Origin of the sequence: Streptomyces sp. NPDC051018, assembly GCF_044456085.1 — a bacterium.
Taxonomy (GTDB): domain Bacteria; phylum Actinomycetota; class Actinomycetes; order Streptomycetales; family Streptomycetaceae; genus Streptomyces.
The window spans coordinates 25,945-40,545 of record NZ_JBITFN010000007.1 but is presented as its reverse complement, the minus strand read 5'-3'; the positions used below and the strand labels follow the sequence as shown (position 1 = coordinate 40,545).

Sequence of the window (14,601 nt, the reverse complement as noted above, 5' to 3'; positions counted from 1 at the left end):
GGCGGCCCGCGACCGCGGGGGTGCGTACGAGGTCAGGTGTGCACGAGGTCGGGTACGCATCCGCGTACGAGGTCAGGTGCGCGTGTGCGTACGAGGTCAGAGGGCGTACGAGGTCAGGGGCGGCGCCGCACCGGAGCGCGGGTGCGCCGGGGCTCAGGCGTCCAGGGCCACGAGTACGGGCGCGGCCACGGTCAGCGCGTACTGGATCGCGGTGATCCAGCCGCGCACCCTGGCCGTCATCGTCCCCGCGGGCAGGAACAGCGCGGCCAGCCCCGCGATCGCCGCGGGCCACAGCACCGTGAACCCGGCGCTGACGAGGGGGCCCGCGGTGCCGTCGGTGTCATGGGCGTCGACCAGGGCGAGCGCCGCGGACAGCACCCACGCCCCGATCAGGAACAGCATGCCGGTACCGGCGATCACACGGATCACCGTGGTGTTGCTCGTGGTCTGGGACGCGGGGGTGCCGGTTGTCGTCATGTGTTCATCCAAGCCCGGCGCCCGGGCCCGGCGCGTCGGTCGGACGGCTCAATTCCGCGGACCAGGGTATGAGTACGGCTACTCAGCCACAGCACCGCCAGCAGGGGAACGCACCACGCCAGCTGGTGCGCGCCCCCGGCGCCCGCCCCGAGCGTGTCGAGGACCCGGCGGCCCCAGAAGTCCGCGCTGGCGCGCGGCAGGACGAGCGCTCCCAGCAGCACGGTGGCGGTGAGCGAGGCGACGGCGGTGAGCGAGGCCCGCACCCGGCCGGTGAACACCAGATGGAGGATGAAGACGGCGGGCGTGAGGGCGACCCCGGCCGCGACGCCGAGCGCGAAGCCCTTGCCGATGGCCCGCTCGTCGCGCGAGAGGTCCCACAGCACGAGACAGACGAGCGCGAGGGTGAAGTCCGGTTCGAGCCAGGTGCCGGCGGCGAGGGCGGCGAGGAGTACGGGCACGGGTGCGCTCAGCCCCGCGAAGCGGCAGCAGAGCCGTACGAGCAGGGCGAGGAGCAGCGCGTTCCCCGCGATGAACACGACCTTGAGCGCGGCGGCGGGCAGCCAGGTCGCCGGTACGAGGAGGATCGCGGCGAAGGGCGGATGGCCGGTGGGCAGTTGCCCTCCGGTGACGGTGAAGCCGTACGCGAGGGTCCCGGCCATGGGGACGCGCTGGGCGGTGCACAGAGCCGCCAGGGCGAGGGCGGAGACGATGGTGAGTGATCGAATGCTCACGGTCCGGTACGTCACGGCCGCGACCCTACTAGTGGATCACCGGGGTTCCGTGGACCGTCGGGAGGGTCCCGTCCGGATCCTGCCCGGTGGGTGATCCATGCGGCGGGGGTCCTGTGCGGGCCCTGTGCGAGTTCTCGTCCGGCGGGGCGCCTGCCCGGCGAGGGGCGGGGCTCCGGGACGGGCGGGCTCCCGGGGAAGCGCGCCGTGAAGGGCCGGGGCTGTCCGGGGCGGGCGGTATCAGTACGGATGGCTCCGGCGCGGGCGGTATCAGTACGGATGGCTCTGGTGCGGGCCGTATCGGTACGGATGGCTCCGGCGCGGGCCGTATCGGTACCGGTGACTCCGGTACGGGCCGATCCGGTACGGGTGGGATGTTGTCTGGTCGGCCGAGTCGGTCGGGGCGCGGTCTTGGTCAGGGTCGGGATCGAGTTGGCCGGGACGGCCGACGGGTCGGTGGGTCGTGGCGGTCGGCGGGTGGGCCGTCGAGGTCGGCGGGGCCGGTGCGGTCGGCCGGGTCGGTGCGGGCGTACCCGCGGAGGGCCGCTACGGAAGCGGGCCGAGGCTCCTCGGTGCGGGGTGCTTCGGCGCGGGCGCGCGGTCCGGGCCCCGGGCTCAGCGGCGCACGCCCGCCTCCTCCGCGTACTCCCCCAGGACCGCCACGCTGAAGATCGCGGTGGCGAACACCTTGACCGCGCGCAGGGCGTTGCCCACGTGGTGCGGTCCGTGCGGGACACCGGTCGCGGTGGCGCCCTGGTGGGGCCGGGGTCGGGGGATCTTGGCTGTCGGGGTGAATGCTGTCGTACTCATGTATCCATGATGGATTCCGGGGCGTCCGGATACATCGGTCCTTGGACGGAACCCCGCGCGGGCCCGGGTACGACTCCAGGCATACGGCGTCCCCTACGGGAGCGGCACCTCAGGAGGAGCCCGGGTCCTCCCGAGGCACCGCGGGCTCTTTCCCCTGGTCCGTCCGGCACTTGGCCTCCCGCGCCCATGATCGGCCCCCGGGGGGGCGGAGCCTCCCGGACCCGCTTCCGGCGCCGCCCGCCCCTCCACACCCGGGCTCTCCCCGCCCCCGCGCGGGCTCTCCGTACACATGACTCATCCGGGGCCCTCCCCGGACTCATCCCGGGGCTCCAGGATCATGCTCGTGTTCATGGCTCGTGGCCGTACGAGCCCCCGCACGCCCGCAGTCGGCCCACGACGGCCCCCGCAGGCCGGAGCAGGCCCGCGCCGGCCCAAGGCCCCCCGGGAAAACCGTTCGTTCCCGTCCGGCGTACTGGACTAGACTCCTCCGTCTTGCCCGCCTCCCGCAGGGGAGCGCCACCGCCCGGACGGAAACCGGCCGGTTATCGCCTTGCCCTGATCCCCGATCGCAGCCCCGCCGGAGGCAACCTGTGCCCGCGCACGCCCCCCGACCCGTATCCGACGACCCGCTTGCCCGGGAACGTTCCCATCTGTCCGCGTCACGCGCGGCCCTGCGCACCATGCGCCAGGAGGTGCAGGCCCTCGACATCCGGGACGTCACCGCGAACTGGGTCAACGCGCAGGTGCTGGAGGCCCGGACGGAGGCGCGGATCAAGGAACTGGCCGATCTCGCCCACACCCCCCTCTTCTTCGGCCGCCTCGACTATCTGCGCGGTGTCCACGAGGGCCACAACTTCTATATCGGCCGCCGCCATGTCCACGATGGGCACGGGGACCCGATGGTCGTGGACTGGCGGGCGCCCGTGTCCCAGCCGTTCTACCGGGCGTCACGGAAGGACCCTCTGGACATCGGGCTCCGGCGGCGGTTCGGCTACACCGGCGGCGATCTCACCGCGTACGAGGACGAGCGTCTGAGCGACCCGGCGGACGCCGGGACCGCGGGCGCCGGCAGGCTCCTCCAGCGGGAGATCGAACGCCCGCGCGTCGGCCCGATGCGGGACATCGTCGCCACCATCCAGCCGGAACAGGACGAGATCGTACGGTCCGGGCTCGGCGGCACCCTCTGTGTGCAGGGCGGACCCGGCACCGGCAAGACCGCGGTCGGGCTGCACCGGGTCGCCTATCTGCTGTACGCCCACCGGGAGCGGCTGGCCCGCACCGGCACCCTGGTCATCGGGCCCAACCGCTCCTTCCTCCACTACATCGAGCAGGTCCTGCCCGCGCTGGGCGAGCTGGAGGTCGGGCAGGCCACGGTCGACGACCTGGTGGCGCATGTCGAGGTGCGCGGCACCGACGCGCCCGCCGCGGCGGTCATCAAGGGCGACGCCCGTATGGCGGAGGTGCTGCGCCGCGCGCTCCACTCCCATGTCACGCTGCCGACCGAGCCGGTCGTCGTCGTCCGCGGGTCCCGTCGGTGGCGGATCCCGGCGTACGAGGTGGAGGAGATCGTCCGCGAACTGCTGGCGCGGGACATCCGCTACGGCGCCGCCCGCGAGGCCCTTCCGCAGCGGATCGCCCACTCCGTGCTCGTACGCATGGAGCAGGCGGGCGAGGCACCCGACGACCGCGTGCAGGACGCCGTGGCCCGCAATCCCGCCGTGAAGGCGGCCGTCAAGGCGCTGTGGCCGCCGGTGGACCCGGCGAAGCTGGTGCTCCGGCTGCTCTCCGCCCCGGAGTTCCTGGCCGCGCACGCGGATGGCCTGCTGAGCGCGGAGGAGCAGCGGACGATCCTGTGGGCCAAGCCCCCGCGCGGGATCCGGAGCGCCCGGTGGTCCCCGGCCGACGCCGTCCTGATCGACGAGGCGGCGGATCTGGTGCAGCGGACCCGTTCGCTCGGGCATGTCGTCCTCGACGAGGCACAGGACCTGTCGCCGATGCAGTACCGGGCGGTGGGGCGGCGCTGTACGACGGGTTCGGCGACCGTGCTGGGCGATCTGGCGCAGGGCACCACACCGTGGGCGACCGCGAGCTGGCGCGAGGCCCTGTCCCATCTGGGCAAGCCCGACGCGGCCCTGGAGGAGCTGACCGCCGGATTCCGGGTGCCGCGCGAGGTCATCGCGTACGCCTCCCGGCTCCTTCCGCATATGTCCCCCGGCCTGATGGCCGTCACCTCGGTACGCGAGTCCCCCGGCTCGCTGGAGGTCCGCGAGGTGCCCGGCGGGCCCGGCGAACTGGACGCGGCGGTCCTCGCGGCCTGCCGGGAGTCCCTGCTCAGGGAGGGCTCGATCGGTCTGATCGCGGCGGACGCGCGGGTGGCGGCGCTGGCGTCCGCCCTCACCGCCGCATCGCTCCCCCATCTCTCCCCCGGCACGGAGACGACGGCCGAGTCCCGGCTGACCCTCGTCCCGGCGTCCCTGGCGAAGGGACTTGAGTACGACTACGTCGTCCTGGACGACCCGGCGTCTCTCGTCGCGGGCGAGCCGGACGAGCGGACCGGGCTGCGCCGGCTGTACGTGGCCCTGACACGGGCGGTCTCCGGGCTTACGGTGCTCCACCAGGGCCCGCTGCCGGCGGCGCTCGGCGACCGGAGCGGGGAGGGGGCCGAGGGACGGCCCGACGAGGGGGCCGGCGACCGGCCCGGGGAACGGTCCGACGAGGGGGCCGGGCAGCAGCCCAACAACCGGACTGGAGAACGGCGCGCCGCACCCGCGTAGCCGCCCGGGCTTCACAGCGAGTGCACAGAATCTCAGTCTTCCGGCGCAACCATTCACCCTTCCCCCGTGTCTGGAACAGCGACACAGACCTCTGGGCGCCTCGACGACGCGTACTCCGCGTCTCGGCGCCCCGATCTGAAAACTGGGGAACATATGCGCTTCCGTGCATCAGCCGTCGCCGTGACCACCGGCGTGCTGGCACTGACCACCCTGGCCGCACCCGCCGTCCAGGCGGACGAGACGCCGCGGCCGGACCGGGCCGCCGCCGAGAAGCTCCGCGCCGACGCCGTCGCCGAGGCGAGGGCCAAGCAGCGCTCGGGCGCTTCTGCGAAGGCGAGGATCGCCGCCAACCCGAACCCGACGATCTCGAACGTCATCGTCAACGGTGGCAAGCCGCTCGTCGTCGGCCTCGCCGACAAGAAGTTCACCGTGACCTTCAAGGCCACCTCTCCCTCCGGCATCCAGGAGGGCTTCGCCATTCCGTGGGCGGGCACGAACCCCGACACCACCGACGCCTTCTTCCTCGCCGACGAGTTCTACGCCAAGAACTGCACGGGGGCCGCTCCCGTCTGTCGTTCCGACTACACGGTCATCCCCTGGCTCGACCTGGAGAACCGCTGGGCGGGCACCTGGAAGACCCAGATCGGCGCCCTCTCGGGTGACGCACTCGGGGCGACCGTCATCGACAACGCCAAGTCGTTCTCCGTGCTGCGGGACACCCGGCTCACCGTGAACGCGGCGCCCGAGCCGGTCAAGAAGAACAAGACGCTCACGATCACCGGCACCCAGCGGATCGTCAACTGGGACCGGGAGACGTACTCCGGCTACTCCGGCCAGTCGGTCGTGCTGGAGTTCCGCAAGAAGGGCGCCAAGGCCTACTCGCGCGTCAAGACCGTGAAGACCGACGCCAAGGGCAACCTGAAGACGACGGTCAAGGCGACCACCGACGGTTACTGGCGCTACAACTACAAGGGCGCCCCGGGGATCGCCCCGGTCCTCACCGCGGGCGACTTCGTCGACGTCCGCTGACCCCGTAGCACCGTTCCGGCCGCTCCCCGAACCACACCACGGGGGGCGGCCGTTGCCGTTCCCGGCGCGCTGCTTCGCGCCCCCCTGGACCCTCGCGTTCCCCGGTGCGCGGCTCGGGGGGTGCACTACGTTCTGAAGCTCGGCAGCTGATCCGCTTGAAGGGACGACGGCGTGAGGGACGACGATGTGACCGACGACCGTGAAGCCAAAGGAACCGTCGGCTATCTGCTGGAGACCGGCACCCTCAAGCGTGCCAAGCGGACCGGCTGGTGGATCGCCGGTGTCAAGGACCCCGAGACCATCGCCGAACACAGCTTCCGCACCGCCGTGGTCGGCGCCGTCCTGGCCATGATGGAAGGCGCGGACCCCGCGAAGGTCGCTCTCCTGTGCACGTTCCACGACACCCAGGAGACCCGCGTCGGGGACATCCCCTGGATCGGCCGGCGCTATATCAAGGCCGCCCCGAACGAAACGGTGACCGCGGATCAGGTGGCCGACGCGTACCCCGTCGTCGCGGAGGGCATCAAGGCGATCGTCGCCGAGTACGAGAACGGCGACTCCCCCGAAGTCCGAGTCGCTCACGACGCGGACCTGCTGGAGTGCATGCTCCAGGGCATGGAGTACCTGGAGCAGGGCTACCGGAACGCACAGGAATGGGTGGACAGCACCCGCGCCCGCCTGAAGACCGACAGCGGCCGGGCTCTGGCGGCGGCGGCCACGGGCCTGTCGTCCGCCGAGTGGCAGCGCACCTTCCTGCGGTAGCGGAGGCTCGGCCCGGCGGCGAGTGGCATCGACTGGTGAGTGCGGCCATCGCGGGCTTCGTTCGTGTTCAGGTGATGGGTGGGGTGTGGGTGGGTGGTTTCGCCGGGGTGGGGAGTTCGTCGGGGGTGGGGCCTGGGGGGCGGGCTGTGGCGTGTTGGGGGCAGGTGTAGTGGGTGGTTCCGGGGCCGTGGGGGTGGGGGGTGTAGCCGATTTCGATGGCGGCGGTGGAGTGGCGTCCGCAGGTGTGGCAGTTTCCGCCGGTGGGTTTGCTGGGGTTGTGGGTGAGTCCTTCGCGGGTCATTGTGCCCACCCGCGTCCGGTTCCGTTCCGGGTGGTTCTGACGGGTGCGGGGCTGGTGAGGTGGGGTCCGTGGGGTTCGATGAGGAGCCGCCGCGGTCTGGGGGTCCAGGGGTGAAGGGTGGTCCCGGAGTGCTCGCGTGAGCCCGTGCGGGCTTCGGTCCGGGTGGGTGCCGTCCGGGGCGGGGTCCGGGAATGGGTTGCGGGTGGTGGGGTGGCGGGGTGGGTGGTTGTGGCGCCCGTCGGGCGGTGGTGCCTGGGGGTGAGTAACGCGCGCAGGTTCCGCAGGGTGCGGCGGATGCGGTGGGTCATGGTCGTCTCGGTTCCTGGGTGCGGTCGTGGAGTGGGCCCCGGTCTGCCGGTACAAGGGGGTGGCAGGCCGGGGCCCGGGGGCCGCCCGCGGTGAGTGCGGGGCCGCGGGCGGCGGTCTCAGGCGGGAACGTCCCCGTCGGGCGCGGTCGGGGTGACGGGGACCATGGCCCCGGGCCCGGATCCGGTGTCCAGCCACCGCAGTTCGGTGGGGCCGGACGAGGGCGGGGGTGGGCGGACGGCCCACAGGCGCAGGGCCTCGGCGACGTGTTCCGCGACCTCCGGGCGGAGCAATCCGACCTCGACGTAGGCCCTGCCGGACGTGGACACCACCGGCCGGATCAACGGGCACGCCCGTTCCGGGATCCCGAGGCCGGCAAGTGCGGCCTGGAGCGCGCGGGATGCGGTCTGAGCTGTGGCCAAGGCGTTCCGCCAGGTCTGCATCTCCATCACGCCACCCCAGAGGGCGGTGCGGCGCTCGCAGGGTGTCCCTCGGCCTGCCTCAGGGCGCAGGCTCGCCGGGCCAGTTCGGCCACGTGTAGCGAGCCTGCGAGGGGGCCCTGCGGCAACGCCGTCGTCAGAGCGTCGCCAGCCCTGCCGAGTTCGGTGCGCAGTACGTGCCAGGACCGTGAATGGGGTTCTGCCTTGGCTGCTTTCGCCTGCACGATGTCGACGAGGCGTTTGACCTCGGCGCGCAGTTGCTCGTCCAGCTCGATCAGGCGGGTTGGGGGCGGCAGGTGACCGGTGGCGCTGAGCGCTTCCGTGATGAGGTGCTGCACGTCGTCGACGGCGCTGTTCGTGCGTGTCATGCTGCGACCTTCCGGAAGCCGGGGTCCCGGGGGGCACGCTGGGGTGTACGGGGCAGCCCGAGGAGGAAGGCGACCCGGCCGGCGGTCGCGAGCTCATCGCCGTGCTCGCCGATCTCGTATCCGTACTCGGTGAGGTAGCTGTCGCCGTGAGCGGTGACGGTCTCAGCGATGAGGGGGTGGAGGGGGTTGGTCACGTTCAGGGCACCGTCGTGTTCGGTCACATACAACCCGCGTGCCGCGAGTTGGGCGGCCAGAATGGCTGAGGCGGTCATCGCGTCCATGCCCCGATCCCACCGCAGGACGTGCGGTCGCGGGATCTGACAACCTATGACACGGAGTTGATCAGTGGCACTGGCTGTAGCGATTACCGGTACGCGGCAGACCGGACATCGCGAACCCGGATGGTATGCCGAACGGTTCGGCACCTTCCTCGGCCCGTGGGCGACCGACGGCGCCCACTTCTTCATCGGCGGCGCGATCGGGATCGACAGCCTCACCCTGCTGTGGCTCGCGGGGAACTCGACGTCGCGGATCACCATCGTCGTTCCCGGAACCGTCGCGCAGCAGCCGGCCGAGGCGCGGCAGGCGATCGAGCGGTGCCGCGACCGGATCGCCAGGATCGTCGAACTCGGCGCCGCCGACCTGCGCACGCCCGCCTACCACGCGAGGAACGGATACATGGTCGACCGCGCGCAGATGGTGATCGGCTTCCCGCTCGACCGGAGCGAGGCAGCCTCGGGCACCTGGCAGACCCTGGACTATGCAGCCTCACAGGGGAAACCGCGACTGATCGTGCCCGTATGAACTACGGAGCGTGCATCATGAGGACATGAGCGCGCACGACAAACTCGCCGGCGCTGCCACACTCAAGCGGCTGCGCCGCGCCCGCGGGTGGTCCCTTGCAGATACCGCACGAGCCATCATCGGCACAGCGGCGGCCCTCGGGCAGCCGCTCGACTCCAGCGTCGCCAGCGTGCAGCGATCCGTCGCGCGGTGGGAGTCGAACGCGCCGACCCTGCCCAGCGAGCGCTACCAACTGCTGCTTGCCCACCTGTACGCCCGAAGGCCTGACGGGCAGACCTCCCTCGGCGCCGCGTCCGACTTCTGCCGACTCCTCGACGCGCTCGCGCACCTCGGCGAGAGCGAGCGGCGCCTTGCCGAGTTGCGCACCCTGCTCCTTCGGACGGCGACCGACAGCGGCGGCGGACTGCTCGCACTCCTCGGACCCTCGACACAGCTCGGCCTGGCAGCCGCCCTCACCGACCCCGCCCGACTCGACGAGGGACTGCTCGACGCGATGCGGACCGCCGTCCGGGACGTGAACAACCAGGTCGGCAGCCTGCCATTCGTACGCGTGCAGCTGCTCCTCGCCCCGATCGTCGACTCGTGCCGCCGACTCCTCACCGCGGCCGTTCCTGAACCGCTGCTGCCCGCCCTGCAAACGGTCGCCGCACAGGCGTACACCCTCGCCGGCCGGGCCGCGTTCGAGACACGCGACGACCAGGCATCGCGGGCACTGTACGCCGAAGCGACCACCGCAGCCGGCAGTACCGGAGCGCCATGGCGACGAGCCGTCGTCCACATGAGTCACGCGCTGGTCACCCTGTACTCCACACCGGGCACCGACGCGGCACAACGCCTCGTCGACGCAGCGGTGCGCGACGCACGCGTCGGCGAAAGCGCCAGGGTCCGCGCCCGAGCCCACGCCCTGCAAGCCGAGATCGCCGCCCGCGCGGGTGCCGAGCGTCACGCACAGGCCGCACTCGCACTCGCGTGGTACGACATGGACGGCGACTGCGACCCGGCGCAGGAGTCGTTCACCCCCGCGCACCTGCGCGGATTCGAGGGCGTGACCGCACTGTACGTGGGCAACCCCTCTGCCGCGCACGACTACTTCGCGCAGTCGGCCGCAGCGCTCCAGGGTCCACGCGAGCGGGTGCAGCGGGCGATCGTGTTGACTGACCAGGCGCTCGCCCGGATCCGCCTTGACGAGCCGCAGGCAGCTGCCGAGCTGCTGCACGGTTGCATCGATGCGGCATCTGCGACCGGCGGCCGCGTCGCCTCGGCCCGTCTGCGCCGGGCCCGTGCCGGCTTGCGGCCATGGCGGCGTGAGGGCTGGTTCGCCGACCTCGACGACCACCTGATCGACGCGCTCGGGGCCTAGTGCTGTGACCGGAAAGGTTCACCGGCCCGCGACGCCCTGCACGGCTCCCCCTGGGCCTGGCGGCCCGGAGGTGCCCCCAGCTGCGTTGCCGGACCGCGCGAGTACGGCGAGTACGGGCTGCGGGCCTCCGCCTTGCGCTGCACCGCACCGGACGCCGCGGGCCCACGGCAAACCTTTCCGGCCACAGCACTAGAAACCGATCAGATGTGCGCCAGACGACCCCGCGTGACCCCTGACGACGGCGACAACACGACGAAGCACCCCTGCCCGACCCGGAAAGGGGGCGCCGCTCACGCCAGTGACCGAGCCGTCAAGAGGTCGGGAAGGGAACGCATGTCGTCGAAGATGACCGTGTTCGGGCCCTGGAGGCGGGTCGCCGGGATGAGGCCGCCCGCGTAGCCGAAGACGCGCATGCCGGCGGCGCGGGCGGCCTGGACGCCGTAGGGGCTGTCCTCGACGACCGCGCAGTCGGCCGGGGCGACGCCGAGGGTGGCGGCGGCGTGGAGGAAGAGGTCGGGGGCGGGCTTGCCCCGGGGGACGTCGGTGGCGCTGAAGACACGGCCCTCGAAGTGGGGGGTCAGCGCGGTGATCTCCAGGCTGCGCCTGATGCTGTCGTGGGTGCTGTTGGAGGCGAGGCAGAAGGGCGTGGTGAGGCGGGCCAGGGTCTCCGTGATGCCGTCGACCTCGGTGAGCCGGTCCAGGAAGGCCGCCTCGTAGAGGTGCTCGTACGGCTGGTGCCAGCCCTTCTCCAGGGGGCGGCCGAGGCGTTCCTCCACGATGGCCGTGTAGGTCTCGGTGGAGGAGCCGACGAAGTGTTCGATGATCTCCGCCTCGGTGAACGGAACACCCATGTCGGCCATGATCACCGCGTCCACCTCGACGTAGATCGGCTCGCTGTCCACGAGGACGCCGTCACAGTCGAAGATCACCAGTTCCACGGGGTTCGATGGCATGCCCGGCAGCCTAGTGCTGTGGCCGGAAAGGTTTGCCGTGGGCCCGCGGCGTCCGGTGCGGTGCAGCGCAAGGCGGAGGTCCGCAGCTCGTACTCGCCGTACTCGCGCGGTCCGACAACGCAGCGAAGTGCCGTGCAGGGCGTCGCGGGCCGGTGAACCTTTCCGGTCACAGCACTAGCGCCGGGGGCCATCTCATCGATCATCCGGCCCGGCCGGACAGCGCTGCCCGCGCACCTGCCCGTATCACGCGTCGATCGCGCGTCGCCACTCCCGTACCGCGTCCGCGCTGACCGGGCCCGTCCAGCCGCCCGGCCGGGCCGCGCCGCCGATGTGGACGGCGTCGATGCCCGCGGCGAGCAGAGCGGGGAGGTGGTCCAGGCGGAGGCCGCCGCCGACGAGGAGGCAGGGCTCGTAACCGGGTTCGCCCTTGCGGCCCGCTTCCGCGACGAGGGTGTCGAGTCCGTCGTCCACCCCCTCCGCCGAGCCCGCCGTGAGATAGGTGTCGAGGCCCGGCAGATCCGCGAGCTGCTTGCGCAGGGCGTCCCGGTCGGCGGTACGGTCGATGGCGCGGTGGAAGGTCCAGCGGCAGCCGGGCACCTCCGCGAGGATCCGCTCCAGGGTCGCCACGTCGGGGCCGCCGGAGTCGTCGAGGAAGCCGAGGACGAACTCCTCGGCGCCCTCCGCCCGAAGGCCCGCCGCGGCCTCCAGAAGGGCCTCGACGTCTCCGGGCGTACCCGCCGAGAAGCCGTCGGCCAGCCGGAGCATCGTGCGCAGGGGGATGTCGACCGCGGCGCGGATCCGGGCGAAGGTCTCCCGCGACGGAGTGAGTCCGTCCGCCGCGATGTCGGTGACCAGCTCCAGCCGGTCCGCCCCTCCGGACCGGGCGGCGACCGCGTCCCCGGCGTCCAGGGCGATCACCTCCAGGACTGCACGGTTGCTCATGTGAACCCAATCCTCCTGGCACGGCGGCGACGACAAGGGACGACAGATAGGTCTAGTCCAATGCCAGAGTAATGCGCACGCTGCCGCGACGCATCAGCGGGCCGATGAGAAGACCCCCACATCACAGAGATCCGGACTTGCGCGTTATACCTAGAGGGGGTATATATGAAAGCGAGACGAGATACCCCCCAGGGGTATCAGGCACCGGACAGGGAGGAATCGTGGCGCACACAGCCACCCACAAAGAGGTCGAACTCGCCATCGGCGGGATGACGTGCGCCTCCTGTGCATCCCGTATCGAGAAGAAGCTCAACCGTATGGACGGCGTCGAGGCGACGGTGAACTACGCCACCGAGAAGGCGAAGGTCACCTTCAGCGAGGACGTCTCCGTACAGGATCTCATCGGGACCGTCGAAGCCACCGGATACACCGCCGCCGAGCCCCGGCCGAAGCGTCAGGCCGCCGCGCCCGGCCCCGGCGGACCCGAAGGCGCCCAGGAGGAGGAAGAGGAGGACGACAGCGAGCTGCGGACCCTGCGGGAGCGCCTGATCACCGCCCTCGTCCTGTCCGTGCCCGTCATCGCGATGGCGATGATCCCCGCCCTCCAGTTCCAGTACTGGCAGTGGCTCTCACTCACCCTCGCCGCCCCCGTCGTCGTCTACGCGGGCTGGCCCTTCCACCGCGCCGCCTGGAAGAACCTCCGCCACGGCGCGGCCACCATGGACACCCTGATCTCGGTCGGTACGACGGCCGCGTTCGCGTGGTCGATCTACGCGCTGTTCTGGGGTCACGCCGGAATGCCCGGAATGACCCACCCCTTCGAGCTGACCATCTCCCGCAGCGACGGCTCCTCGAACATCTACCTGGAAGCCGCCGCGGGCGTCACCGCCTTCATCCTCGCCGGGCGCTACTTCGAGGCCCGTTCCAAGCGCAAGGCGGGCGCCGCGCTCAGGGCCCTGATGGAGCTGGGCGCGAAGGAGGTCACCGTACTGCGGGACGGCCAGGAGGTCCGTATCCCCACCGCCGAGCTGGCGGTCGGCGACCGGTTCCTCGTACGCCCCGGTGAGAAGATCGCCACCGACGGCATCGTGGTCGAGGGCTCGTCCGCCGTGGACGCCTCCATGCTGACCGGCGAGTCCGTGCCCGTCGAGGTCGCCCCGGGCGACGGTGTCACCGGTGCCACCCTGAACGCCGGCGGCCGGCTCGTCGTCGAGGCCACCCGCGTCGGCGCGGACACCCAGCTCGCCCGGATGGCCAAGCTCGTGGAGGACGCGCAGAACGGCAAGGCCGCCGCCCAGCGGCTCGCCGACAAGATCTCCGGTGTCTTCGTGCCGATCGTGATCCTGCTGGCGCTGGGCACGCTGGTCACCTGGCTGGCGATGGGCGAGGGCTGGGCAGCCGCCTTCACCGCCGCCGTCGCCGTACTGATCATCGCCTGCCCCTGCGCCCTCGGCCTCGCGACCCCGACCGCCCTCATGGTCGGTACGGGCCGCGGTGCCCAGCTCGGCATCCTGATCAAGGGTCCCGAGGTCCTGGAGACCACCCGCAAGGTCGACACCGTCGTCCTCGACAAGACCGGAACCGTCACCACCGGCAAGATGACCCTGCTCGCCGTCCACACGGCCGACTCGACCGACGAGAACGAGGTCCTGCGGCTGGCCGGCGCGCTGGAGAACGCCTCCGAGCACCCCATCGCCCAGGCCGTCGCCGCCGGTGCCGTCCAGAAGACCGGCGCTCTCCCGGCGCCCGAGGACTTCGCCAACATCCCCGGGCTCGGTGTCCAGGGCATCGTCGAGGGCCACGCCCTGCTGGTGGGACGCGAGAAGCTGCTGTCCGAGTGGGAGATCCGGCTGCCCGAGGGGCTCCGGCGCGCCAAGGAGGACGCCGAGGCCGGTGGCCGTACCGCCATCACCGTGGCCTGGGACGGCGAGGCCCGCGCGGTCCTGGAGGTCGCCGACGGGGTCAAGGAGACCAGCGCCGAGGCCATCACCCGGCTGCGGGGCCTCGGGCTCACCCCGATCCTGCTGACCGGTGACAACGAGGCCGTCGCCAAGGCGGTGGCCGCGGAGGTGGGCATCGACCAGGTGATCGCCGAGGTCATGCCTGAGGACAAGGTCGACGTCGTCAAGCGCCTCCAGGCGGAGGGCCGCAGTGTCGCCATGGTCGGCGACGGTGTGAACGACGCCGCCGCGCTCGCCCAGGCCGACCTGGGTCTGGCGATGGGCACGGGTACGGACGCGGCCATCGAGGCGAGCGACCTCACGCTCGTACGGGGCGACCTGCGGGCGGCGGCGGACGCGATCCGCCTGGCACGCAAGACGCTGGGCACGATCCGCTCGAACCTGTTCTGGGCCTTCGCCTACAACGTGGCGGCGCTGCCGCTCGCCGCGATGGGGCTGCTGAGCCCGATGATCGCGGGTGCGGCGATGGCCTTCTCGTCGGTGTTCGTGGTCGGGAACAGCCTGCGGCTGCGGGGGTTCAAGGCGGCTTCCTAGCCGCCTGTGGCAGCAGCCGCGCACGAGCGGGGGCCCGGGTGACTCGCACCCG

15 protein-coding genes are annotated in these 14,601 nt (G+C 71.8%); 6 read left to right on the top strand and 9 right to left on the bottom strand.

Annotated elements, in window-relative coordinates; genetic code table 11:
* Window positions 1–153 precede the first annotated feature (153 nt).
* From ACIBCM_RS14155 to ACIBCM_RS14145, 3 genes are all read right to left on the bottom strand, one after another.
* A complete protein-coding gene (locus tag ACIBCM_RS14155; RefSeq protein WP_399242799.1) occupies window positions 154–477 on the bottom strand; it encodes a hypothetical protein in 324 nt (107 codons plus the stop codon).
* Window positions 474–1,208, bottom strand: a complete 735-nt coding sequence (locus ACIBCM_RS14150; protein ID WP_399242797.1) for a glycosyltransferase family 87 protein — start codon at window positions 1,206–1,208, stop codon at window positions 474–476. Before ACIBCM_RS14150 ends, ACIBCM_RS14155 begins: the two co-directional genes overlap by 4 nt.
* Window positions 1,209–1,820: 612 nt before the next feature.
* Window positions 1,821–2,015, bottom strand: coding sequence for a hypothetical protein (locus ACIBCM_RS14145; protein ID WP_399242795.1), 195 nt, complete (start codon window positions 2,013–2,015; stop codon window positions 1,821–1,823).
* 680 nt (window positions 2,016–2,695) lie between these two features.
* Here ACIBCM_RS14145 and ACIBCM_RS14140 point away from each other — a divergent pair.
* The 3 genes from ACIBCM_RS14140 (at window position 2,696) to ACIBCM_RS14130 (ending at window position 6,580) form a co-directional block, all read left to right on the top strand.
* Window positions 2,696–4,789: a HelD family protein gene (locus ACIBCM_RS14140; RefSeq protein ID WP_399242793.1), complete on the top strand. Its 2,094-nt coding sequence runs from the start codon at window positions 2,696–2,698 to the stop codon at window positions 4,787–4,789.
* A 153-nt stretch (window positions 4,790–4,942) separates the two neighbouring features.
* Entirely contained in the window at window positions 4,943–5,818 is an 876-nt protein-coding gene (locus tag ACIBCM_RS14135; protein WP_399242791.1) for a calcium-binding protein, read from the top strand.
* 171 nt (window positions 5,819–5,989) lie between these two features.
* Window positions 5,990–6,580, top strand: coding sequence for an HD family hydrolase (locus tag ACIBCM_RS14130; protein WP_399242789.1), 591 nt, complete (start codon window positions 5,990–5,992; stop codon window positions 6,578–6,580).
* 67 nt (window positions 6,581–6,647) lie between these two features.
* Here ACIBCM_RS14130 and ACIBCM_RS14125 read toward each other — a convergent pair whose 3' ends face one another.
* From ACIBCM_RS14125 to ACIBCM_RS14110, 4 genes are all read right to left on the bottom strand, one after another.
* A complete protein-coding gene (locus ACIBCM_RS14125; RefSeq protein ID WP_399242787.1) occupies window positions 6,648–6,881 on the bottom strand; it encodes a hypothetical protein in 234 nt (77 codons plus the stop codon).
* A gap of 425 nt (window positions 6,882–7,306) precedes the next feature.
* A complete protein-coding gene (locus tag ACIBCM_RS14120) occupies window positions 7,307–7,636 on the bottom strand; it encodes a hypothetical protein (protein ID WP_399242785.1) in 330 nt (109 codons plus the stop codon).
* Window positions 7,636–7,995, bottom strand: coding sequence for a DUF6415 family natural product biosynthesis protein (locus tag ACIBCM_RS14115; protein ID WP_399242783.1), 360 nt, complete (start codon window positions 7,993–7,995; stop codon window positions 7,636–7,638). Before ACIBCM_RS14115 ends, ACIBCM_RS14120 begins: the two co-directional genes overlap by 1 nt.
* Window positions 7,992–8,276, bottom strand: a complete 285-nt coding sequence (locus ACIBCM_RS14110) for a hypothetical protein (protein WP_399242781.1) — start codon at window positions 8,274–8,276, stop codon at window positions 7,992–7,994. Before ACIBCM_RS14110 ends, ACIBCM_RS14115 begins: the two co-directional genes overlap by 4 nt.
* A gap of 64 nt (window positions 8,277–8,340) precedes the next feature.
* Between ACIBCM_RS14110 and ACIBCM_RS14105 the strand changes: the two genes are divergently transcribed.
* Both ACIBCM_RS14105 and ACIBCM_RS14100 read left to right on the top strand, forming a co-directional pair.
* Window positions 8,341–8,799, top strand: coding sequence for a hypothetical protein (locus tag ACIBCM_RS14105; RefSeq protein WP_399242779.1), 459 nt, complete (start codon window positions 8,341–8,343; stop codon window positions 8,797–8,799).
* 25 nt (window positions 8,800–8,824) lie between these two features.
* Window positions 8,825–10,159 (top strand): hypothetical protein, encoded by a 1,335-nt coding sequence (locus ACIBCM_RS14100; protein WP_399243313.1) that lies wholly within the window; start codon window positions 8,825–8,827, stop codon window positions 10,157–10,159.
* A 290-nt stretch (window positions 10,160–10,449) separates the two neighbouring features.
* On the opposite strand, the gene ACIBCM_RS14095 is transcribed toward ACIBCM_RS14100, so the two are convergent.
* Both ACIBCM_RS14095 and ACIBCM_RS14090 read right to left on the bottom strand, forming a co-directional pair.
* A complete protein-coding gene (locus ACIBCM_RS14095; RefSeq protein WP_399242778.1) occupies window positions 10,450–11,112 on the bottom strand; it encodes an HAD family hydrolase in 663 nt (220 codons plus the stop codon).
* Window positions 11,113–11,355: 243 nt separating this feature from the next.
* Complete coding sequence (locus ACIBCM_RS14090) at window positions 11,356–12,054, bottom strand: copper homeostasis protein CutC (RefSeq protein WP_399242776.1); 699 nt, start codon at window positions 12,052–12,054, stop codon at window positions 11,356–11,358.
* A gap of 269 nt (window positions 12,055–12,323) precedes the next feature.
* On the opposite strand from ACIBCM_RS14090, the gene ACIBCM_RS14085 reads away from it, so the two are divergent.
* Window positions 12,324–14,549 carry a heavy metal translocating P-type ATPase gene (locus ACIBCM_RS14085; RefSeq protein WP_399243311.1) on the top strand — a complete coding sequence of 742 codons (2,226 nt, stop codon included), beginning with the start codon at window positions 12,324–12,326 and terminating at the stop codon, window positions 14,547–14,549.
* Window positions 14,550–14,601: the final 52 nt, after the last annotated feature.